This window comes from Nocardiopsis suaedae (assembly GCF_027706745.1).
In the GTDB taxonomy this organism is placed as follows: Bacteria; Actinomycetota; Actinomycetes; order Streptosporangiales; family Streptosporangiaceae; genus Nocardiopsis_A; species Nocardiopsis_A suaedae.
On record NZ_JAQFWP010000042.1, the window covers coordinates 1 to 21,800 of the forward strand.

The following is a 21,800-nucleotide window of genomic DNA, read 5'->3' on the forward strand; positions in this document are numbered from 1 at the left end:
GGGTGTCGGAGAGCGCGAACCCCGGCCGGTTCGTCTCACCATGCGGGAGGTTCTCCGGTGAGGGCTGCACGGTGGTTGAGACTATGCCCCGTGGGCCGGCCGCCGGACGGATCTTGGCGCCCCTCGCCCCTGGAGGAGCGGGGCGCAGGCCCGGCGGCCGCCACGAACGCGAACAAGCCTCACGTTCCTGGCCGCGCCGCCCACCCGCACCGCGAGGGGCCTGCCGGCCGGCAAGCGGGGTTAGGGAACCGCCCGGCTTCGGCCGTTGCCGCCCATCCCGGTGACCACGCACGCGCCGTGCGGCCGACAGCGTTGCAGGTAGGGGTGCCGACCTTCGTCGTCGCCGCCTTCGACCTCGCACCCCGGTGGCCCGTCGCCCGGCCGGGGTCCGTCAGCGGGGTACCGGCCGAGCCGCCTGACCACCCGGACCGCGAGGAACCCGCCGCTCGGCAGGCAGGTCCGGGGAACCGCCCCGCTCATGCCGTCGCTGCCAAACACGGCGACCACGCACCCACCCGGAGGCCGACAACGGTGCAGGCTGTCGCCCTCCGGCGCCGTTCCCGTCACCGCTTCTGTCGCCCTCCGGCGCCGTTCCCGTCACCGCTTCTGTCGCCGCTCCCGGCGCCGTTCCCGTCACCGCTCTCGAGGTTCTCCGTCCTCGGACGTTCCGCCGCACTACAGGCGGGACGCCTCCAGCAGCTCCCTTGTGTATTCGTGCTCCGGGTGCTTCCACACCCGCTCGACCAGGCCCTGCTCCACGATCCTCCCCTGTCTCATGATCGCCACCCGGCTGCACAGCGCCCGCACCACCTCCAGGTCGTGCGACACGATCACCAAGGTCAGCCCCTCGCTCGCGGCCAGCTTCAGCAGCAGGTCCATGATCTGCCCGCGCACCGACATGTCCAGTGCGCTCACCGGCTCGTCCGCCAGCAGCACCCGTGGCCGCGGTGCCAGTGCCCGCGCGATCGCGATCCGCTGGCGCTGGCCCCCGGAGAAGTGGCGCGGCCGCCGCCGTGCGTCCTGCGGGGACAGCCCCACCGACTCCAGCACCCCGGCCACCCGTGCCGCACGCTCCTGCCGGGGAACCCCCGCGCCCACCAAGGGCTCGGCCACGATGTCCCCGACCCGCATCCGCGGGTCCAGCGACCCCTGCGGGTCCTGGTAGACCACCTGCACCGCCCTGCGCAGCGGGCGCAGCCCCCGCTCGCTCGCCCCGTCGACGCGCACCCCCGCCACCTCCAGCGTCCCGGCCGTCGCCCGGTCCAGGCCCGCCAGCAGCCGCACCAGCGTCGACTTGCCCGCCCCCGACTCGCCGACCACACCGAACCCCGCCCCTTCGGGCACCTCCAGGTCCACCGCGTCGAGCGCCGTCAGCGCCCCGCCCCACGGCAGCACCCCGCTCCCCGGGACACGGAACCGGCGGGTCAGCCCCTCGGCGCGAATGACCGGCGGGGGAGGTGCGTGGGCGGGAGGGGGAGCAGGGGAGACAGGGGGAGTGGGAGAGGGAGGAGTAGACGGAGAGGTAGGAGGATGGCGGGCGACGGAGGAGGAGTCCGCGAGGGAGGAGGACGGAGAGGACGACGGAGACGGGCGCGGCGCCGCCGCGCGGACCAGCGTCCGCGCCGCCTCATGCCGCGGCTCCTCCAACACCCGCGCGGTGGGCCCCGACTCCACCACCGCGCCCCGGTCCATCACCGCCACCCGGTCGCACAGCCGCGCCACCTCCCTCAGGTCGTGGCTGATGTACAGCACCGCCGCACCGCGCTCGCGCGCCGCCTGCCCGATCAGGTCCAGCACCCGCCGCCGTACCGTGGCGTCGAGCGCGGTCGCGGGCTCGTCGCACACCAGCAGCGCCGGGTCGTCGGCCACCGCCATGGCCAGCACCACCCGCTGCCGCTGGCCGCCCGACAACTGGTGCGGGTAGGCCCGCGCCAGTCGTTCGGGCCGGGGCAGCCCCATCCGCCCCAGCAGCCCCACCGCCCTCTCCCGCGCCTCGGCCCGCCCCAGCCGGTCGGCGTGCACCCGCACCGCCTCGGCCACCTGGGTCCCCACCCGGTGCAGCGGGTTCAGCGCCGCCATCGGCTCCTGGAACACCATGCCGATCCGCCGCCCCCGTACCGCCCGCATCGCCCGCTCGGGCGCCCCCACCAGGTCGTGGCCGACCCCCGCCAGGCGCACGCTGCCCGCCGCCTCCAGCCCGTCGTCCAGCAGCCCCGCCACCGCCAGCGCGGTCAGCGACTTCCCCGCTCCGCTCGCCCCGACCAGCCCGAGGAAGGCCCCCGCCTCCAAGCGCAGGTCCACCCCGCGCACCAGCTCGGTCCCGCCGCGCCGCACCCGCAGCCCCTCGACCTCCAGCACCGGGCTCACCCCTCCCGCGCCCCTCCGGCGTCCAGCAGGTCCCGCAGCCCGTCCCCGACCAGGTTGAAGCCGAGCACCGCGACGGCGACCGCCAGCCCCGGCCACAGCGACAGCAGCGGCGCCGACGACAACAGCCCTTGCGCCTCCTGCAGCATGCGCCCCCACGACGGCGTCGGCGGCTGGGTGCCCAGTCCCAGGTAGGACAGGGCGGCCTCGGCCAGGATCGCGATGGCGAACGCCACCGACGCCTGCACGATGAGCACGTCGGCGATGTTGGGCAGCACGTGGCGCACCGCCACGGCCACCCGCCCCCGCCCGGCGGCCCGGGCCGCCGCCGTGTACTCGCTCGCCAGCACCGGCAGCGCCGCCGCCCGCGCCAGCCGCGCGAACAGCGGCACCGTGGCGACGCCGATGGCCGCCATCGCCGTCAGGGTGCTCCCGCCGTAGACCGCGCTGAGCATGATGCACAGCAGTAGCGCCGGGAACGCCAGCACCAGGTCGTTGGCGCGCAGCACCAGCCGGGACAGCCACGTCGGCGCCATCGCCGCCGCGATCCCCAGCGGGACGCCCACCGCCGCCGCGATCACCACCGCGCTCACCCCCGCCTGCAGGGTGACCCGCGCCCCGGCCATGATCCGGCTGAGCACGTCCCGCCCGAACCGGTCGGTGCCCAGCGGGTGCTCCCCGCCGGGCGGCAGCAGCGCCGCCCCGGTGTCGACCGCCTCGGGCGGGTGCGGCGTCCACACCAGCGACAGCAGCGCGGTGGCGACGACCGCTCCGACCAGCACCCCGCCGGCCGCCAGCGACGCCGCGCCCGTCCGCCGGGGCGGCACCGCCCTCCGCGGTGCCCGGCGGGGCCGCACCGGCCTCACCGCGCGCTCCTCAGCCGCGGGTCGATCACCTTGTACAGCAGGTCGCTGAGGGCGCTGACGGCCAGCACCACCGCAACCATCACCACCACCACGCCCTGCACCAGGACCAGGTCGCGGTCCGACACCCCGCGCAGCAGCAGGTCGCCCAGCCCCGGCACGACGAACACCCGCTCCACCACCACCGTGCCCGCCAGGAGTGTGCCGATCTGCAGCCCGATGACGGTCAGCAGCGCCACCCCCGCGTTGGGCAGCCCGTGCCGGAGCAGCACCCCCGCACGCCCCACCCCCTTGGCGCGGGCCGTGCGCACATAGTCCTCCCCGAGCACCCGCAGGAACGCCGACCGGGTGAAACGGGTGAGCACCGCCCCCTGGACCAGCCCCAGCGACAGCCACGGCATCACCATCCGCCGCGCCCATTCCCCCGGGTCGGCGCCGAGCGCGGTGTACCCGGTGGCCGGAAGCCACCCGGCCCGCACCGCCAGCGCATAGGTCAGCAGCGTCCCCAGGAGGAACGCCGGCACGGCCACCCCGAGCTGGCTGAGCACCGCGACCGCCCCGGCCAGGGGCCGCCCGCGCGCCGCCGCGGCCGCCGTCCCCGCGGGCAGCGCCACCGCGACCGCCACCACCAGGGCACCCAGCACCAGCCAGAACGTCACCCCGGCCCGCTCGGCGATCTGTGGGGCCACCTCCAGCCCGGTCACGTGGGAGGTACCGAAGTCGCCGCGCGGCAGCCCGGCCGCCCAGTCCAGGTAGCGCACCGCCGCCGGGCGGTCCAGGCCGTAGCGCGAGCGCAGCTCGGCCAGCGCGGCCGGGTCGGCGTTCAGCCCCAGTGCCACCCGCGCCGGGTCGCCCGGAAGGAGCTGCAGGCACGCGAACACGGCGACGCTGGCCAGGGCGAGGCTCGCGGCCAGCCACCCGGCGGCGCGCAGGGCGTGGCCGATCACGCGGTCCCGCCGCCGCCTCCGCCGCCCGGCCCACCGGCCTCGCCGCCCGGCCCCCCGCTCTCGCCGCCCGGCCCACTGCCCCCGCCGCCGGGGAACGCCGACGGGAACACCGACCGGTACGACCGGGCGTGCGGGCCGCCTTCGGCGGCCAGGACGGCATGGGCGATCGCGCGGGCGAACACCTCCGGGGCCGCGCCCAGCACCTGCTGGAAGGCCTCCAGCTCCGCCGGGCCCGCGCCGGTGGAACCGGTCGACAGCGCGAACACCGTGTCCCCGTCGACCATGGTGTGCGACGGCCGCACCGCCCGCCCCAGGCCGTCGTGGGCGGCCGACGCCAGCTTGGAGGCCTGCGCCTTGGACAGCCCGAGGCCGGTGGCGACCACGCCGATGGTGGTGTTCTCCGCCGCGAGCCGCACCTCGGCCGGCCCTCCCCAGGCCGCGACCTCCTCGGCCGAGGGGGTGCGCAGTCCGCCGAACTCCCCGCCGAGCGGCTCCTGCGCCCCGTACACCTCCCCGGTCCCGGGCGCGACCGCGCTCCCGGCGCCGTTCACCGCGACAAGGGCGCCGACCACGGTGCCGTCCGGCAGCACCGCGCTCGCCGACCCGATGCCCCCGGCCAGCCCGCCGACCACCGCGCCCGTCCCCGCGCCGACCGCCCCCGCCGCCGGGGGCCGACCCTCCGGCGCGGCCACGGCGTCGTCATAGGCGGCCGCGCCCATCGCCGCGTCGGGAACGGCGCGGAACTCCCCGCCCCGCTTCAGGTCGAACAGGACCGCCGCGGGCACGATCGGCACGCACTCGCCCGGCCCGCCCACCGGCAGCCCCACCCCGGCGTCGGCGAGCCGGTGCACCACCCCTCCCGCCGCGTCCAGTCCGAACGCCGACCCGCCGCTCAGCACCACCGCGTGCACCCGCTCCACCAGGTTGCGCGGGTCGAGCAGGTCGGTCTCGCGGGTGCCCGGCGCCGCACCGCGCACGTCCACGCCGCCCACCGCGCCCTCGGGGGGCGCGAGCACCACGGTGGCGCCGGTCCGCCACCCGCCTCCGGTGCGGTGCGCGTGCCCGACGCGCACCCCGGCCACGTCGGTGATCGCGTTGGCCGGACCGGTGCGCTGACCCCGGACCATCGGCTACCCCTCTTCCTCCCAGCGCAGCGTCTTGGCGGTGAACGCCTCCCCGACCTGGTCGCGCGGCAGCCCGGCCAGGCCTTCGCGGGCCACCGTGAGGTTGGGCATGAGGAACAGCCAGTCGGCCGCCGCGTCCTCCGACAGCACCCGCGCCGCCTCGCGGGTCTTGGCCACCTGCTCCTCGGGGGAGCCGCGGTCGGCCTCCTCCAGCAGGGAGGCGAACTCCTCGCCGCCGTAGTGGAAGTAGTAGTCCGGGTCGGCGAACAGGTGCAGGTCGCGGGGCTCCACGTGGGCGATGATCGACATGTCGTAGTCGCCGGCGCCGTGCACCTCCTCCAACCAGCGCGCGGGGAACTCCAGGGACTCGATCTCCACGTCCATCCCGGTCTTCTCCACCTCGGACTGCACCACCTGGGCGGAGTTGACCGCGTACGGCAGGTTGGGCACGCGCAGACGCAGCGTCTCGCCGCCGGCCCCGGCCTCTTCCACCAGGCCGCGGGCGCGGTCGGGGTCGTAGGGGTGGACGCCGGTGAGGTCCTCGTACCAGGGGTCGAGCGGCGGCACCATCGACCCGATGAGGGTGCCGTGCCCGCCCCAGGCGGTCTCCAGCAGCGCCTCGCGGTCGATCGCGTGGCGCACGGCCCGCCGCACCCGCACGTCGTCCAGCGGCGGCTCGTCGTTGTTCATCGCCAGCACCACTTCGCCGTGCGTGGTGCCCTCGGCGACCCGAAACCCGCCGTCGGGGGTGAAGCCGCCCAGCTCCTCGGGCTCCTGGAGGTTGGGGATGGCGTCGAGGCCCCCGGCGAGCATGGTCCTGTTCATGGCGCCCGGGTCCTGGAAGTACCGGAACACCACCGTGGGCACCTGCGGCGCCTCGCCCCAGTAGTCCGGGTTGCGCTGGAGGGTCAGCCGGTCGCCGCGCTCCCATGTGTCGAGGGTGTAGGGGCCGGTGCCGACCGGGTCGGTCGCCAGGTCGTCCACCCCGGTGCGGCTGAACATCGCCCCGATGCGGCTGGCCATCGCGTACAGCCACCCGTTGCTGGGGTGCTCCAGCCGCACCTCCAGAGTGTGCGCGTCGGTGGCGGTCGCCTCCTGGACGACGTCCATCCGGTCGGCCAGGCCGATGGTCCACTCCTCCTTGACCCGCTCGATGGAGAACACGGCGTCCTCGGCGGTGAACTCGGCCCCGTCGCTGAAGCGCACCCCTTCGCGCAGCCGGAAGGTGTAGGTGCGGCCGTCCTCCGAGCGCTCGTAGTCCTCCGCGAGCAGCGGCCGGACCTCCCCCTCCTCGTCGAGCTCCACCAGCCCTTCGTAGACGTTGCTCAGCATCGCCTGGGGGATCGCCGCCCCGTCATTGGAGGTGAAGTCGAGCGACGCGGGCTCGGCGACGAGCCCCACGCGCACCTGGTCCCCGTCCCCGCCGTCGTCGGGTGCGCCGCACCCCGTCACCACCAGGAGGGCGGCCGCCGCTGCGGCGAGGGCGCGGGTGGTGGCCGCAAGGCCGTGGGGGCGGGGCGGTTCCAGCGCGCGCATCCTCTCTCCGGTGTCGTCCGGCGGGGCCGATCCCCACAAGGGGTACCCGCGCCGCTCCGCGCGGACGCCTCCGGAGGGGGCCCAACACGGTGCGGCGGCGGTGGCCGCAACGGGCCGGGCGCCGGATCTGGAACGGCCCGGTGGCGCACGGTTACCATGGCCGGTGCCATCGGGTCCGGAGGCGGTGCGGCATGCCGACAACCGACGAATCCGCGGTCTGCCTGGAGCGCGTGGACGAACCGTGCGCCTGGCGGCGGTCCGACTTCCGCTCCGAGGAGGACTGGCAGGTCCGCCTCGGCGACGAGCACGCCGAGGAGATCGGTGCGGCCTTGGAGCGCCTGCGCCGCACCGGCCGGGACCGCGTGCCCCCGGCGGAGCTGACCCGCGATGACTTCGCCTTCCCCGCCCTCTCGGGGCCGCTGGCGGACGCCGTGCGCGAACTGGAGTACGGGCGCGGGTTCACCGTCCTGCGCGGGTTCCCCGTGCACCGCCTGACCACGGACGAGGCCACCCTGCTGGCCATGGGCATCGCCCTGCACATGGGCCGCCCGGTCTCCCAGAACGCCTCCGGCGACCTGGTCGCCCACGTCACCGACTACGGGCGCGGCGGCCTGTCCGACCCGCGGCTGCGGGCCTACCAGACCCGCGAGGCTCTGCCCTTCCACACCGACAGCGCCGACGTGGTCGGGCTGCTGGTGCTGCAGAACTCGGCCGACGGCGGGCTGAGCACCCTGGCCAGCTCCGCCAGTGTGCACAACCGCCTGCTGGAACACCACCGGGAGCTGCTGGGCCTGTACTACTCGGGGTTCGTCTACGACCGCCGGGGCGAGGAGGCCGACGGGGAGGTGCCCTACTACCGCAACGCCGTCTTCGGCTACTTCGGCGGCAGGCTGAGCTGCCGGTACTACCACCGCGCCTACATCGAGTCGGCGGCGGAGAAGACGGGCGTGCCGCTCAGCCCGCTGCAGCGGCGGGCGCTGGACCTGTTCGAGGAGGCGGCCGGAAGCGACGAGCTGCGCGTCGACATGCACCTGCGGCCTGGAGACCTGCAGCTCCTCAACAACAACGTCGTCGTGCACGGGCGCACCGCCTACGAGGACGCACCGGGACAGGTGCGCGACCTGCTGCGGCTGTGGCTCAACACCCCGCACGCACGCGAGCTGCCCGACGGCTTCGCCCGCTTCCGCTTCGGCATGCCCGCGGTCGGCACGCCCGGTCCGTGAACGCGGTGCGCCGCATGCGCCCCGGGCACGCGGGCCTTCTCCTTCCCACCGGCCTCCGGAACCCGGCATGATCGTTCCGACCCGCCGTTCCGATCCAGCGAGGACACGATGAACTCCGGACTCCAGGGCTTCGTGGGGGCGTGGGCCCCCGAGCCCGCCACCGTTCGGGACCCCATGCCCGCGGCGCCCGCGGCGGCCGCGTCCGCCGTCCTGGACGAGCCCGCGCCGGTGGCCCGGGCGGGGGACCCGCTTCCGCCGCTGTGGCACTGGTTCTATTTCCTGCACTGGCCGCGCCGCTCGGAGCTGGGCGAGGACGGCCACCAGGAGGACGGGCGCCTGCTGCCCCCGATCCCGGACCGGCACCGGATGTTCGCCGGCGGACGGCTCACCGTCGACGCGCCGCTGGTGCTCGGCGAACCGGCGGAGTGCGTCAGCAGTCTGGCGGCGGTGGAGCCCAAACGGGGCGGGAGCGGGGACCTGCTCTTCGTCACCGAGCGCCGCGAGCTGCGCCAGCACGGGCGCCGGTGCGCGGTGGAGGAGCAGGACATCGTGTACCGCTCGGGTCGTGCCCCCGCGCCCGGTGTGCGGCCCTGCGGGCCGGAGGAGGCCCCGGCCGCGAACGGCCGGTGGTCGCTGGCCCTGCACACCGATCCGGTCCTGCTGTTCCAGGTGAGCGCGCTGACGGCGAACCCCCACCGGATCCACTACGACCTGCCCTACACCGTGGAGGAGGCGAACCACCCCGGGCTGCTGGTCCACGGGCCGCTGCTGGCCCTGCTGATGCTCGACGTCGTCCGGCGCAACGCCCCGGAGCGGGCGGTGCGCTCCTACTCCTACCGCCTGCGCAGGCCGGTCTACGCCGGAGAACAGGTGATGGCCTGCGGCGAGCCGACCCCTGAGGGTGTGGACCTGCACATCCGCACGGCACGGGAGGACCGCCACGCCACGGCCAGGGCGGTCCTGGACTGAGCCGGAGGGCGCCGTCGGCCGCCCTCGCACAGAGGGGGCCGGTGGCGCGTCACCCCCCTGGACCGGATGCGGACGGGCGGGGCCGGAGCGGGACACGGGGCCAACGGCGGGTGCGGGGGTGCGTCCTTCCCCTCGTACGTGCCTTGCGGCGTTTCCACGGGGAACGCCGCGATCCCGTTGGGAGGACCGGACCTGGGCCGAAATTCCGCCATCCCCGAACGCTCCGCGCGGCGGCCCTTATGGGCGCGCTGGCCGTGGTGGTCCCCCTTGCCGCTCTCTCCTCTCCGGCGGCCGCCCGTGGCTGTTCGTCGCAACGGTCGAGTACGCGAGTAACGAGCAGTCCACACCGCGCGGCTGGTCGGTGGCCCGCGGCGGTTCGGCGACGCGAGAACTGTTCGCGCGCCCTTACAACGACATGGGCGGCGTGGCGTTCTCAGGTGACGGGACGTGGATGGCATACGTGGAGCAGAACGAGGAGGGGGATGACGGCCTCTATGCGGCACCGACCGACCGCATCCTCGACCCCGTTCACATCCTCGACCGGAAACCGGGGATCCGAGCGATCGCCTGGGAGGCCTGACGGCCGCGCGACGGTCATTCCGGGCGGGTGCGCAGGATGTTGAGGACGACGGCGTGGAAGACCTTCCGGTCGCGCTGGTTGAACAGCTCCACCCGGGTGCGGAGTAGGCCCCGGTCGGGTTTGGAGGAGGACTTCCGGGCCTCCAGGACCTCTGTGCGCAGGGTCAGGGTGTCGCCCGGCCGCACCGGCTCGGTCCAGCGCAGCTCGTCGACGCCGGGGCCGCCCAGGCTCGCCCTGGGGGAGAGGTAGCCCTCGGCGTACAGCCGCATCATGAGCGAGGCGGTGTGCCACCCGCTCGCGATGAGCCCGCCGAAGGGGCCGTCCTGGGCGCCGGCCGGGTCCAGGTGGAAGGACTGCGGGTCGAACCGCTCGGCGAAGGCGATGATCTCGTCCTCGACCACGGTCGCCCTCCCGAACTCGGCGGTCTCGCCGACCGGGTAATCCTCCAGGTACCGCTCCCGGTGCGGGACGGCGGGCGCGTGGTCGCCGGGGTCTGCGGTCACCGTGCCTCCTCGCCTCCTCCGATGCGCGTGATGCGGGTCCTGCCCATGCGGGACGCGCACACGGTCAGCGTAGGGGCCTGGACGAACACCGCGCGAGGCGGTCCTGCTCCCCGTGGATCACGCCGGAGCGCCGACCCTGCACGCCCTCTGTGCGCGCAGCCGGGAGCGCAGGGCGGCGGCCAGGAGCACCGGCCCCACGGCCGCCAGGACGGGCTGCAGCGGGGCGAACCAGGTCAGCGCCCCGGACGTGCCCAAGGCCGACAGCACCAGCTTGTTGCACACCGGGCAGCCGATCGCGAACCAGGACAGCACGGTGCCGCCCAGCCCGGTGCGGCCCGGCCCGGGGGCGTCGGCGGGGGCCCGGTCCCGCGGCCCCGTTCGCACGTAGGTGGCCAGCAGCAGCCCCGACAGCACCGAGGTGGCCGCCCACACCGGATAGGACCACCACGTCGGGTCGATCTCCCGGGTGAACAGGCCGTTGGGGATCAGCACGGCCGGCACCCCCAGCACGACCAGTGCCGCCGCGGTGCCCGCGGCGGCCGTGAGCCACTGCCTGCCCGTCCAATGGCGCATCGGGCGCGTCCTCCTCTGTTCGGGACCGGGATCACAGGCCCACCGTCCGCGGGGGCGGGCGGAGGGCCACTGAATTCTATGTAGCATAGAGATTCTTCTATTGTGCATAGAAGAACGTGCCGCCGAAGGGAGAACCATGCCGCGCGAGAAGCCCGCCGCCCAGCGGGAGCCCGGAGCGCTCTGGCCGCTGCTGCTCAGCGCCGCCGTCGTGGTGGTGATCGCGGTCGGCGTCGCGGTCCGCCTCACCGGGGGCGGCGAGGAGGCCGCCGGGTCCTCCGCCTCCGGCGGGGCGGGGGCCCCGGACGCCGCCGGGACCTCCGACGGCCTGCGCGAGATGGGCGAGTCCCTGGCCCGCCGCGACGCCGACGACCCGACCGCCCTCGGCGACCCCGACGCGCCCGTCGTCCTCATCGCCTACTCCGACTTCCAATGCCCGTTCTGCGCCAAATGGGTCGAGAACACCCAGCCCGAACTGGTCGACCGCTACGTCGAACCGGGCGACCTGCGCATCGAGTGGCGCGAGTTCCCCTACAAGGGCGAGACCTCCCGCACCATGGCCGTCGGCGCCCGCGCCGCCGCCGAACAGGGCGCGTTCTGGGACTACCACGAGGCCGTCTACGCCGCCCACGACGACCTGGAGGGCACCGCCCCCGAGGCCGTCGGCGGGGAGCTGGCCGCCATCGCCGAGGACATCGGCCTGGACGCCGACACCTTCGCCGAGGACCTGGAGCGCCAGGACCTCGCGGACGAGGTCGAGGCGGACTTCGCCGAAGGGCGCGGCATCGGGGTGACCGGCACCCCCGCCTTCCTCGTCAACGGGAAGCCCGTCATCGGCGCACAGCCGCTCGATGTGTTCACGCAGACCATCGACCAGGCCCTGGCCGACGCCGGGGGCGGGGCGGACGCATCGGACGGGGAGGGCTGACCGGTGGACGTCGGCTACCTCGCCGCCCTGCTCGGCGGCCTGCTCGCCCTGCTCAGCCCGTGCAGCGCACTGCTCCTCCCGTCGTTCTTCGCCTACGCCTTCGGCAACCCCGCCGGGCTGCTCGGGCGCACCGCCGTCTTCTACGCCGGGCTGTGCACCACCCTGGTCCCGCTGGGCGCCGGATCCGCCGCCGTCGCCGGGTTCTTCTACGGCAACCGGGAACTGCTGGTGGCCGTGGCCGGGTGGTCGGTCATCGCCATGGGGGCCGCGCAGATCCTCGGCCTGGGCGTGGCCGTCGGCCCGCTCGTGCGGCTGCAGGCCCGCCTGTCCGGGCGCACCGGGGCCCTGTCGGTCTACGGGCTGGGGGCGGTCTACGGCCTCGCCGGATTCTGCTCCGGACCGATCCTGGGCGCGGTGCTCACCGTCGCCGCCACCGGAGGGGCCGTGCGCGGCGGGCTGCTGCTCGCCGCCTACGCGCTGGGCATGGCCCTGCCGCTGTTCCTGCTGGCGCTGCTGTGGGACCGCTTCGACCTGGGCCGCCGGACCTGGCTGCGCGGGCGGGGGGTGACCGTCGGGCGGCTGCGGCTGCACACCAACAGCCTGGTGTCCGGGCTGATCTTCATCGCCATCGGCGTGCTGTTCCTCGTCTACGACGGCACGGCGTCGATGGGCGCCCTGCCCGGCGTCGGCTCCCTGGAGGACCTCGCCTACCGGATCCAGCAGCCGCTGACGGCGCTGGGCGAGTGGAGCGACCTGCTGGTCCTCGGCGCGGCGGCCGTCGCGCTGCTGGCGGTGGCCGCCGTTCGGGCACGGAGGAACCGGAAGGCGCGCCGCGACGGGGAACACGCCGGGGAACGCGCCGAGGAAGAGGAGGCGGCCCCGGCCGGAGCCCGCGGAGGAGAGGCGGACCGGTGACCCGGTTCCCCGACCCCCGGAGGGCCGCGGCCCCGGCGGCCGGGGCGGCCGCCCTGCTCCTGCTCACCGCCTGCACCGGACCGGAGCCCAGGGAGACCGCCGACGCCGTGGTGCGCGACGACCCGCCGAGCCCCGCTCCGGCGGTCCCGGCCGCCGGAGTCCCGCCCGCCCTGGAGTCCGAGGCCGTGTGGGCGGCCCCCTTCTCCGCGCCGCCCAAAGCGGTCGGCGACGGCTTCGTGGGGCTGGTCATGCCCGAGGAGTCCGGCGGCGACCTGGCCTTCCTCGGCGTCGGCCCCGACGGCGCCACCCGCTGGTCGCTCGCCCGGAACCCGAGCTGCACCGCGTTCGCGGCCACCCGGGACGCCGACGGCGGCGACCTGGTCGTGGTGCTGGACAGCGACGCCGACCCCAAGGGAGGAGGGCTCGCCACCCGCACCACGGCCGCCGCCTACCGCCCCGACGAGGGGACCCTGGCCTGGGGGCCGGTCGAGGTGCCCGGCACGCTCGTCGGCCCGGGGCTCGTCTTCGGCGCCACGGCCGGATCGGTGATGGGCGGGGCGTCCGGCCCAAAGGCGGCGGTGGACCCGTCCACGGGAGCAATGGCCGTGCACGAGTCCGAGGACGGGGGCGCCACGGTCCTGCACGAATACCAGGGGGCCCTGCTCACCGAGCGGGACGGGCGCCTGCGCGCGCTGGACACGGCCACCGGCCGGGAGCTGTGGAACGGCGCGGACCTGTCCCCGCCCAACGATGCGTCCGGTGCGAAGCCCGGCCCCGGGCCGCGCCCGGAGACCGACGCGAGCGCGGCGACCGTCGTGTCATGGAGCGAGGAGGGCACGAACGGGGGCGGCACAAGCGCGGTCGTCGCGTACACCGTGCACGACCTCCGCACCGGCCAGAGACTGGCCGCGTTCGGGCCCGAAGAGGAACCGCGCCTCGTCGGCACGCAGGGCGGGGAGGCCGTCGCCTCCGGGACGGCCCTGGACGGAGGCGGGACCGTGGTCGGCCTCGAAGCGGGCACCGGCGCCCCGCGGCGGCTCTGGCGGCAGGACGCCGTACCCGGAGACCGCACCGAAGCGATCGTCGACGGGGTGCTGTACCTGTCGACCGGGAATCCGGGAGACGAGGACACGACAGGCGACACCCAGGGCGGGCGGCCACCGGGGACGCGGGCCGTGGACATGCGCAGCGGCGACACCATGGGGGCAGGGGAGTGGCCCGCCCCCGTCGCGGCGGCGCCCGACGGCCCGGTGCTGCTCCCGATCGCCTCAGAGGGCATGGGCGACGCCTTCGCCGCGCTCCCGAGTGCGCGAGGCACTCCGCCGATGACGCACCCTGGACCGTAGATCTGTCAGGTACAAGGACAGGAGGAGGCGACCGATGGAGGACGCCGGACTGGGGCCGCTGGAGGCGGCCGTCCTCGACCTGCTCTGGGACGCCGGAGACGGCGAGATGAGCGTCCGCCAGGCCGTCGAGGCGCTGCCCGGGCGCACGCCCGCCTACACCACCATCTCCACCGTCATGGAGAACCTGCGCCGCAAGGGCTGGGTGGAGCGGCGGCGCACCGGACGGGTGTGGTTCTACCGCCCGCTCCGCGACCGCGCCGGCTACGCCGCCCGCCGCATGCACGGCGCACTCACCGACAGCGGCGACCCGCGCGCCGCCCTGCTCCGCTTCGTCGACGAGATGTCCCCCGAGGACGTCGACGTGCTGCGCTCCCTCCTGGCCCAAGCGCCCCGAGAGGACGAGGAGTGACCGCCGCCGCGACCGCCCTGTCCGCCGCGCTGCTGCTCGCCGTCGCCGGGCCCTCCCTGCTCGGCCGCGCCGGGCGCGCCGGGGTTCTGGGCCCCGGGGCCATGCTCGGCCTGTGGACCCTGGCCACCGCCGCGTGGCTGCTCACCGGCGCCGCGATGGTGGTCCTGCTGGCCGCCGAGGTCATGGGCCCGGGACTGAAGGGCTTCGTCACCGCCTGCGTCACCCTCCTGCAGGCGGTCCGCGCCAACGACGCCGCCACCTGGGCGGCGGTGCTCGGCCCCGCCGCCGCGCTCGCCGCCGCACGGTTCGCCTGGGTGACGCTGCGCCGCGGCCGGGACGCCGCGCGCTGGCGGCGCGACCACCGGCGCGGGCTCACCGCCGGCGCCCGCCGCCGCACCGTCGGCGGGCGGCGGGTGTGGCTGGTCGACGCCGACCGGCCGCACGCCTACTGCGTGCCGGGCACGGGGGTCGTGGTCACCAGCGGCGCCCTGGACGCCCTGTCCTCCCGGCAGATGCGCGCCGTCCTCGCCCACGAGCAGGCGCACCTGCGCGGCCGCCACCACCTGCTGGTGGCCTGGGCCCGGCTGCTCGACGCGGCGTTCCCGGGCGTTCCGCTGCTCCGTGCGGCCGCCCGCGAGGTCCCGGTGCTCGTCGAGTGGGCCGCCGACGACCGGGCCGCCCGCACCGTGGGTGCTGCATAGCTGCTGCACGCCCTCGGGGCGATGGCGCTGCCGGCGGGCCCGGCGCGGCGCGCCCCGGAGGCGCTGGGCGCCGACGGCGCCTGCCCGGTGGAGCGGGCGCGCCGCCTGCTGGGCCCGGCGCGGGCGGGCGGGACCGGGCGGCGCGTCGTGGCCGCCGTGGCCGCCGCCGTGATGCTGCTCAGCCCGCCCGCACTGACCCTGGGGGCCGCGGCCGTCACCGTGGCGACCTCCCCGCCCTGCACCTGCACGCTCTGAAGGCGCCCGGGGGCGGGGGCTCCTCAGCGGACGCGGCCGACACCGCCGAACAGGTACACCTCGGTCACGCTCCCGACCTCGGCCCCCTCCGGCCGCCACAGGGAACAGGACACCACCCCCGGGTCCAGCAGCTCGGTCCCGCGGAAGTAGCCTTCGATCTCCGTGCGGCCGCGGGCGGTGATCGGGGTGCCGCCGCGCTCGTTCATCTCCCGCATCGCCTCGAGCATCGGTTCGCCGTGGATCTCGGCGGTCGAATGGGTCAGCACCAGGTGGCTGCCGGGCGCGAGGGCGTCGACGAGGCGGGACACGACCCGGTAGGACGCGTCGGTGTCCATGATGTGGTTGACCACGCCGAGCAGCATCAGCCCGACCGGCCGGTCGAGGTCCAGCGTCGCGGCGCACCGGGCGAGGATCGTGTCCGGGTCGTGCAGGTCGGCCTCGATGTAGTCGGTCGCGCCCTCGGGGGTGCTGTCCAGGAGCGCGCGGGCGTGCACCATCACGAGGGGGTCGTTGTCGACGTAGACGATGCGGGACTCGGGCGCCAGGCTCTGGGCGACCTCGTGCGTGTTGTTCATCGTCGGCAGGCCGGTGCCGATGTCCAGGAACTGCCGGATCCCCGCCTCATGGACCAGGTGGCGGACGGCCCGGATGAGGAAGGCGCGCTCGGCGCGGGCCCCGTCCGGGATGTCGGGGATGCGGGCCAGCACCTCGTCGCCCGCGGCGCGGTCGGCCGGGTAGTTGTCCTTGCCGCCCAGCCAGTAGTTCCACACCCGGGCGGAGTGGGGGACCTGCGGGTCGATGGACGGGGGAGCGGGGTCGCTCATTCGGGGCTCCACGGTGAGGGGGGCGGTGGTCCGGAGCGACGATTCCGCCTCGGCGGGCGCCGGTCAACTCGCGGCGGCCGCAGAACGGCGGGGCGGCCGGGGCCGCCCCGCCGTCGCGGGCGGGAGCCTCTTAAGGCGTCACGTCGATGACGCCGTTTCCGGCGTTCTGCTCGACCTGGGCCCTGGCGTCCTCAGGGCTGAGCGCGTCGTAGGAGTAGGGCACCGTGAAGTCGGTCGTCGACTCCAGGTGCTCGTGCGGGGTCTCCTCGAAGGCGTTGTCCACCAGGTTCCAATAGCCGGTCTCGTCGCTGCCGTACCACCAGCCGACCGCGCCCTCGATCTGCCCGGCGTGGCCCTCGGTCTCTCCGGATCCCGTGCGCTGGAAGTAGTTGCCCTCGACGAGCACCTGCGCGCCCATCCGGCAGTTGATCGCCGAGGCGGCGATGTCCTCGAAGTAGTTGTTCAGCATGTGCACCTCGGAACGCCGGATGAGCGGGACCCGCGAGTTGACGTTCTCGAAGTGGTTGTTCATGAAGGTGATCCTGTCGGAGGCCGCGTCCTCGCCGTCGCTGCTCGCGGTCAGCATCGTCTTCCAGGAGTCGTGCAGGTGGTTCCAGGAGACGGTGATGTACTCCGAGCCGTTCTTGATGTCGATCAGGCCGTCGTAGTGGTCCTTGTCGGCGCCCTGGAACTCGTTGTGGATCTCGTTGTGGTCGATCCACACGTTGCTGCTGTCGGCCTGGACGCCGATACCGTCCTTCTCGCCCTGGTCGACGTGGTGGATCTCCAGGTTGCGGACGACGACGTTGTGGGCGTTGCGGATGTTGATGCCGACGCCGTCGAACTCGCCCCGCTCTCCGACGCCCAGGAGCGAGACGTTCTCCAGGTCCTTGACGTCCATCTTGCTCTCGGAGAAGCCGTCGGCGGAGACGGTCTCGTCGATGTACACGACGAGGCCTTCGCCGCTCTTGCCGCGGTGCTCCTTGAGCAGCTCGTACAGGGCGTCGCCGGGGCTGCCGTGCCCGCTGCCGGGCCAGTACTCGCTGAGGACGTGCTCGTGGACGGTTCCGGCTCCGAAGCCGCCGGTGGTGCCGCCGTTCATGGAGGCGTACCCGACGGGGGAGCCGGCGGCGGCAGCGGGTGCGGCGGAGACCGCTCCCGCGGCGCTGAGCAGGCCGGCGGCGAGCGCGCCGGCCGCCGGTACGGCCAGGGCGGCGCGCCGAGGGCGCCGGGGAATGCGATTTCCTTCCATCGGACCTGCCATGGGGGATGCCTCCTGGGGGCAGTGCGAATCGTGGGGTGGCCGACGGCGGCGCGGACGCACCGTCGGCACCTGCGGGGACAGGGCGCCCGCAAGGCGTGGGGGCGGGGCGCCTGAGGGGGACGGGGTCGCTTCCAAAAGCGAGAAAGCGCTTTCCGAAAACGTAGGCGTTCCCCGGGGGTGCGTCAACGGGGGAGGAGGGATCCTTTCGGCTGGGGCGCCCGGCCGGGGCCGCGTATACATCCTGCCATCCGTTGACCCATTCTCGTTCGCGCCCTTCGGTAGGGGGTCATAGGGGTCGTAGGGGGATGATCGTCGAAAGTGCTTCTTCGTACGGTTTATCCCGCCCAGTGGAGAGGCGTTGGGGTCGGGAGGTGGAAGAGGGTTCGCGCAGGGGCGCTCTGAACCGATTCCTCCTTGCCGGGTCGGGGCCGACCGGGGAATTCACCGCTGAATGGGGCGGCCGGTCTCGGGTGGAATGGGAGCGCTCACACCCCGGTATTCCATTGTGATTCCCGACGTCCGCGCGCGTTCTGCCGGAAGTGGCCCGTCCCGGCGCCGCGAACGCGGACCAGTTCCCGCCGAAAGCACAGGAGACCAGGGGGGTCGCCGCATGCCGATCGGAATTCTCGCACTAGGGTCACATGTCCCCGATGAGACGGTGGAAAACGCACAGGTGGGCGAGTGGACCGGCGTCCCCGGGGAGTGGTTCGAGGAGCGCACCGGGATCAGGCGCCGGCGCTACGCGCCGGACGGCGAGGCCACCTCCGACCTCGCCCTGCGCGCCGCCCGCGACCTGCTCGGGCGGGCCCAGGTGACCGAGCGGGAGATCGGCCCGCTGGTCGTCGCGACCGCCACCCCGGACCGGCCCCAGCCCGCGACGGCCGCGGTGGTCCAGGCCGGGCTGGGCACCGAACCCGGTGCCGCGTTCGATGTCAACGCCGTGTGCTCCGGATTCGTGTACGCGCTGGAGTCCGCCGCGGGGCTGCTCGCGATCCGTCCGTCCCACGGTGCCTACGCCCTGGTCGTGGGGGCGGACAAGTTCTCCTCCGTCATGGACCGCGGCGACCGCCGCACGGTCGGCCTCTTCGGCGACGGCGCCGGCGCCGCCCTGCTCGGCACCGTACCGGACGGCTACGGGATCCGCGCGACGCGGCTGGTCTCCCACGGGAGCCTGCACGCACTCGTGGAGGTACCGGCCGGAGGGACCCGCAGGCCGCTGACGCCCGAGGCGCGCCGACGGGGCGAACACTGTTTCCGTATGGAGGGGAGATCGGTCCGGGAGTACCTTCTCGGGGTCCTTCCGGAGGTCGTCGAGGAGACGGTGAAGGACGCCGGGCTCTCGATCGGCGACATCGACCGTTTCATATTCCACCAGGCCAACCCGCGCCTCGTCGAAAAAGTGGCGGCCGAGCTGGGGGCCGATCCCGAGCGCGTCCCGATGACCGGACCGGAGTTCGGGAACACCGGGGCCGCCTCCATCCCCGTCACCCTTCGGTATTCGCAGCGCCAGCGCCCCTTCCGCCGCGGAGAGCGGATTCTGCTGGCGGCGGTGGGAGGCGGGATGACGGCTGCGGGAGCGGTTCTGGTCTGGTATTAGAGCGCGTTCACCGGGACATCATCGGCCGGTGGTCGCGCCCGCCGATGGAAAGGGACGCGGGAGGCGGACCGCTTCCGGCGCGGCCCCGGACCCGGACATTCGTTACGTGAAATACGTGAAATGAGGATGGAAAATGTCTGTCCCTGCGACCGAGCCCGTAGCGGCCGTCACCGGCGTCCGTGGCGGCGATCTCTTCGAGGTGGTCGACGGCCGGATGTCCGACGCGGAGGTCGGCCGTGCCGTGTGGGCCGTCCTCCGCGGCACCGGCGCCGACGTCGAGGACCGCGGCTCCGGGAACATCACGGCCCGCATCGGCGGCCTGCGCCTGGATGTGCGCACCCGCCCCCTCGCCGATACCGGGCCCGACACCCTTGACCCCGTGGTCCCGTCCCCCGAACGGCGGCGGGTGCTCCTCACCGCGTCCGGTCCCGTGTCCGAGGAGGCGCGGTCCGTGTTCGACCGCGTCGTCCGGACACTGGTCCGCAAGGGCCGGTGCTACACCGACGCCGAGATCGACTCCATCGTCCGCGCCATGCCCCTGGTCGCGCGGTACTCCGGCCCCGAGCCCGCGCTGTCCGACTGGGCCCTGGTCTTCCGCGACCACTACGTCGAGAACAGCATCGGCTTCCTGCTCGGTATGGAACGCGCCGGGATCGACCGGGACTGGATCTTCGCCCTCTCCAAAGGCGACCGCACCCTGCACCGCGACCGCGTCCACGCCTGGTTCCTGGAGCGCGGCTACCGGAGCGACGTCCTCGACAACTCCGTCATCAACGGCACGGCCGACGAGGCGGCCCGCGCCCGCGCCCTCGGCGTGAGCGAGCGTGTCGACGAGTTCATCCGCCGTGCGCACGAGGCCGGACGCAAGGTCCTCGTGGTCGACGACGGCGGGCTTCTGGCCCAGGGGAGCGGTGCCCGGGACCGGGGCGCGGCCCGCATCGACGCCGCCGTCGAACTCACCGTGAGCGGTCTCAAGCGCATCGCCGAGGCCCCGGGCGAGCTGGCCGTCCCCGTCCTCAACGTCGCCCGGTCGCGGCTGAAGACCATGCTGGGCTACAACGAGATCGCGGACTCCTGCGTCCGCCGGCTCCGCGCCATCCTGCCCGGGGAGAAGTTCATCGGCCGCCGCGTCCTGGTTCTGGGCTTCGGCACGCTGGGGGCCCGCGTGGCGCACCTGCTGCGCTCCCTGGGCTGCCGGGTCGGTGTGGTGGACACCGACGTCCTCGCGCTCATCACCGCCGCCGAGCACGGGTTCGAGGCCTTCCCCACCGCCGCCGAAGGGCTGAGCGCCCACACGCCGTTCCTGGTCGTCGGGGACACCGGGGAGCTCGCGCTCACCGGGGAGGACCTGCCGCTGCTGCCCGACGGCGTCCACCTCGCCGGGTTCGCGACCAAGGACTTCAGCCTCCTGAGCGAGGGCCTGTCGGGGCTCGAAGCCACGACCGTGCCCTCCGTCGGGGTGCGCTACACCCTTCCGTCGGGCGGAACGGCCACGCTCCTGGGGGACGGCCGGTCGCTCAACCTCTTCGAGTACGAGGGGATCCCCAACCGCGGCTACGACGCCTACCGGGCGGGGACCCTCATCGCCGCCAAGGAGCTGTGCCGGAACGCCGACGCCTTCACCCCCGGTGTCCACTTGGACCCGGTCGACCGGGCGATCGACGACGCGGGGCTCTTCAGCGCCTACTACGAGGAGTACCTCGCCGGCCCCCGCCGCCCTCCGGCGGCACCGGCGCCCTCCGGTCCGGCCGGCGCGGCCGGCGCGGCGGGGCGGTGAGGCGCCGTGGCCTGCGATGCGAACGATGCCAGGACGCACGTGTGCGTGGTCGGCCACGGAGTGGCCGGGCGCCTGCATGAACGGGTGCTCACGGGCCTCGGATACGCCGTGAGCGTGGTCGACCCCGCCCTCGGCGCACAGGAGGCCGGGGGCCGCGCCCACCGCCGGGTCGCCGAAGCGGCGGGCGGGCGGCCGGTCGACGCGTGGTCGGTCTGCACGCCCACCTCCACCCACGTGTCCGTGCTCGCCGAGGTGCTGGCCGCCGACCCCGGCGCGCGGGTCGTGGTGGAGAAGCCCGCCTGCCGGCCGCGGGAGCTCCCCCGCTTCAGGGCGCTGCTCGCCGACCACCCCCGGGCCCGCGCCGTGCTCATGAACCAGTACCGGCACGCCCACGCGATGGCGGTGCTGCGGTCCGTCCTGAAGGGGCCCGCCGCCGCCTACCCCTTGCAGACCCTGCGCGTGGGGTTCGGCAAGGACCGCCGGGAGGACATCGCGGCGGGGCGGTTCGTCGACCGGGACCACGGGATCTTCGGATACGAGTGGCTGCACATGCTCGCCCTGGTCGGCGGCGTCCTGCCGGAGGAGTCCTTCGGCCGGTACCTGCGCACCGACCCCCGGGAGCACACCCTGAGGGTGGCGGCCGACCCCGAGCTCACCAGCACCGCCGCCCACGAGACGGCCGTCGTCGACGGGACCGCCGTCGAGCTGTACTCCACCATCGCCGGGCCCGACGTGCCGGGTCTGCCCGCCCCCGGGTGGCTCCACCGGCCCCGGGCCCGGGGCGAGACCCGGCACCGGCAGGTCGACGCCGTCGCCGGACCCGTGCGGATCAGCCTGGAACTGGCCCCCGCGACGCTCACGGACGGCACACCGCTGCCGGGCAACACCCACCGGATGAGCGTCGAGGGGCCGGGCACCCGGAACGAGTGGCTGATCCACGACTCCCCAATGGACAACGCGCTGAGGTGGTCGATGTCCGCCCTGTTCGGCGAGGCCGAGCCGCCCGGGATCGACCTGCGCCCCACCGCGCGGATCGGCCGCCTGGCCGACGCCGCGCACCGTGCCCCGTCCCCGGCCCTGTCCGCAGGCCCCGTCGCCCGATAGC

Annotated in this window: 18 protein-coding genes and 1 pseudogene; 10 read left to right on the top strand and 9 right to left on the bottom strand. The window is 74.7% G+C overall.

All coding sequences use genetic code 11. From position 1 onward, the window contains the following. Positions 1-675: 675 nt before the first annotated feature. The 5 genes from O4U47_RS20195 to O4U47_RS20215 are packed head-to-tail and all read right to left on the bottom strand — an operon-like array spanning position 676 to position 6,834. Positions 676-2,367, bottom strand: coding sequence for a dipeptide ABC transporter ATP-binding protein (locus O4U47_RS20195; RefSeq protein ID WP_270679475.1), 1,692 nt, complete (start codon positions 2,365-2,367; stop codon positions 676-678). After that, the gene (locus tag O4U47_RS20200) at positions 2,364-3,191 is read right to left on the bottom strand and encodes an ABC transporter permease (RefSeq protein ID WP_270679476.1); all 828 of its coding nucleotides are present in this window, start codon (positions 3,189-3,191) and stop codon (positions 2,364-2,366) included. Before O4U47_RS20200 ends, O4U47_RS20195 begins: the two co-directional genes overlap by 4 nt. A 35-nt stretch (positions 3,192-3,226) precedes the next feature. Beyond that, on the bottom strand, positions 3,227-4,174 hold the full coding sequence (locus O4U47_RS20205; RefSeq protein WP_270679477.1) for an ABC transporter permease: 948 nt from the start codon (positions 4,172-4,174) through the stop codon (positions 3,227-3,229). After that, positions 4,171-5,301: a P1 family peptidase gene (locus O4U47_RS20210; RefSeq protein WP_270679478.1), complete on the bottom strand. Its 1,131-nt coding sequence runs from the start codon at positions 5,299-5,301 to the stop codon at positions 4,171-4,173. Before O4U47_RS20210 ends, O4U47_RS20205 begins: the two co-directional genes overlap by 4 nt. Positions 5,302-5,304: 3 nt before the next feature. Further along, positions 5,305-6,834, bottom strand: coding sequence for an ABC transporter substrate-binding protein (locus tag O4U47_RS20215; RefSeq protein WP_270679479.1), 1,530 nt, complete (start codon positions 6,832-6,834; stop codon positions 5,305-5,307). Between the two features lie 191 nt (positions 6,835-7,025). On the opposite strand from O4U47_RS20215, the gene O4U47_RS20220 reads away from it, so the two are divergent. After that, positions 7,026-8,057 (top strand): TauD/TfdA family dioxygenase, encoded by a 1,032-nt coding sequence (locus O4U47_RS20220; RefSeq protein WP_270679480.1) that lies wholly within the window; start codon positions 7,026-7,028, stop codon positions 8,055-8,057. Positions 8,058-8,165: 108 nt separating this feature from the next. After that, positions 8,166-9,026, top strand: a complete 861-nt coding sequence (locus O4U47_RS20225; RefSeq protein ID WP_270679481.1) for a hypothetical protein — start codon at positions 8,166-8,168, stop codon at positions 9,024-9,026. A gap of 594 nt (positions 9,027-9,620) precedes the next feature. Here O4U47_RS20225 and O4U47_RS20230 read toward each other — a convergent pair. Together O4U47_RS20230 and O4U47_RS20235 are read right to left on the bottom strand one after the other, a co-directional pair. Continuing rightward, a complete protein-coding gene (locus O4U47_RS20230) occupies positions 9,621-10,109 on the bottom strand; it encodes a MaoC family dehydratase (protein ID WP_270679482.1) in 489 nt (162 codons plus the stop codon). Positions 10,110-10,226: 117 nt separating this feature from the next. Next, positions 10,227-10,682, bottom strand: a complete 456-nt coding sequence (locus O4U47_RS20235) for a hypothetical protein (protein WP_270679483.1) — start codon at positions 10,680-10,682, stop codon at positions 10,227-10,229. A 136-nt stretch (positions 10,683-10,818) separates the two neighbouring features. Here O4U47_RS20235 and O4U47_RS20240 point away from each other — a divergent pair, with 136 nt between their 5' ends. The 5 genes and pseudogenes from O4U47_RS20240 to O4U47_RS20260 all read left to right on the top strand — a co-directional run bounded on the left by O4U47_RS20240 (position 10,819) and on the right by O4U47_RS20260 (position 15,233). Next, complete coding sequence (locus O4U47_RS20240) at positions 10,819-11,607, top strand: DsbA family protein (RefSeq protein ID WP_270679484.1); 789 nt, start codon at positions 10,819-10,821, stop codon at positions 11,605-11,607. Between the two features lie 3 nt (positions 11,608-11,610). Then, complete coding sequence (locus O4U47_RS20245; protein ID WP_270679485.1) at positions 11,611-12,522, top strand: cytochrome c biogenesis CcdA family protein; 912 nt, start codon at positions 11,611-11,613, stop codon at positions 12,520-12,522. Continuing rightward, complete coding sequence (locus O4U47_RS20250) at positions 12,519-13,868, top strand: hypothetical protein (RefSeq protein ID WP_270679486.1); 1,350 nt, start codon at positions 12,519-12,521, stop codon at positions 13,866-13,868. The genes O4U47_RS20245 and O4U47_RS20250 overlap by 4 nt, the downstream gene beginning before the upstream one ends. Before the next feature lie 34 nt (positions 13,869-13,902). Continuing rightward, entirely contained in the window at positions 13,903-14,277 is a 375-nt protein-coding gene (locus O4U47_RS20255) for a BlaI/MecI/CopY family transcriptional regulator (protein ID WP_270679487.1), read from the top strand. After that, positions 14,274-15,233 (top strand): annotated as a pseudogene (locus O4U47_RS20260) (M56 family metallopeptidase). The gene O4U47_RS20255 and the pseudogene O4U47_RS20260 overlap by 4 nt, the downstream one beginning before the upstream one ends. Before the next feature lie 23 nt (positions 15,234-15,256). Here the strand turns inward: O4U47_RS20260 and O4U47_RS20265 are convergent. Beyond that, the gene (locus tag O4U47_RS20265) at positions 15,257-16,057 is read right to left on the bottom strand and encodes an SAM-dependent methyltransferase (protein ID WP_270679488.1); all 801 of its coding nucleotides are present in this window, start codon (positions 16,055-16,057) and stop codon (positions 15,257-15,259) included. Positions 16,058-16,187: 130 nt separating this feature from the next. After that, complete coding sequence (locus tag O4U47_RS20270; protein WP_270679489.1) at positions 16,188-17,321, bottom strand: pectate lyase family protein; 1,134 nt, start codon at positions 17,319-17,321, stop codon at positions 16,188-16,190. A gap of 610 nt (positions 17,322-17,931) precedes the next feature. Between O4U47_RS20270 and O4U47_RS20275 the strand changes: the two genes are divergently transcribed. From O4U47_RS20275 to O4U47_RS20285, 3 genes are all read left to right on the top strand, one after another. After that, on the top strand, positions 17,932-18,918 hold the full coding sequence (locus O4U47_RS20275; protein WP_270679490.1) for a 3-oxoacyl-ACP synthase III family protein: 987 nt from the start codon (positions 17,932-17,934) through the stop codon (positions 18,916-18,918). Positions 18,919-19,051: 133 nt separating this feature from the next. After that, on the top strand, positions 19,052-20,695 hold the full coding sequence (locus O4U47_RS20280) for a Rossmann-fold NAD(P)-binding domain-containing protein (RefSeq protein WP_270679491.1): 1,644 nt from the start codon (positions 19,052-19,054) through the stop codon (positions 20,693-20,695). A gap of 45 nt (positions 20,696-20,740) precedes the next feature. Then, positions 20,741-21,799, top strand: a complete 1,059-nt coding sequence (locus O4U47_RS20285) for a Gfo/Idh/MocA family oxidoreductase (RefSeq protein WP_270679492.1) — start codon at positions 20,741-20,743, stop codon at positions 21,797-21,799. Position 21,800: the final 1 nt, after the last annotated feature.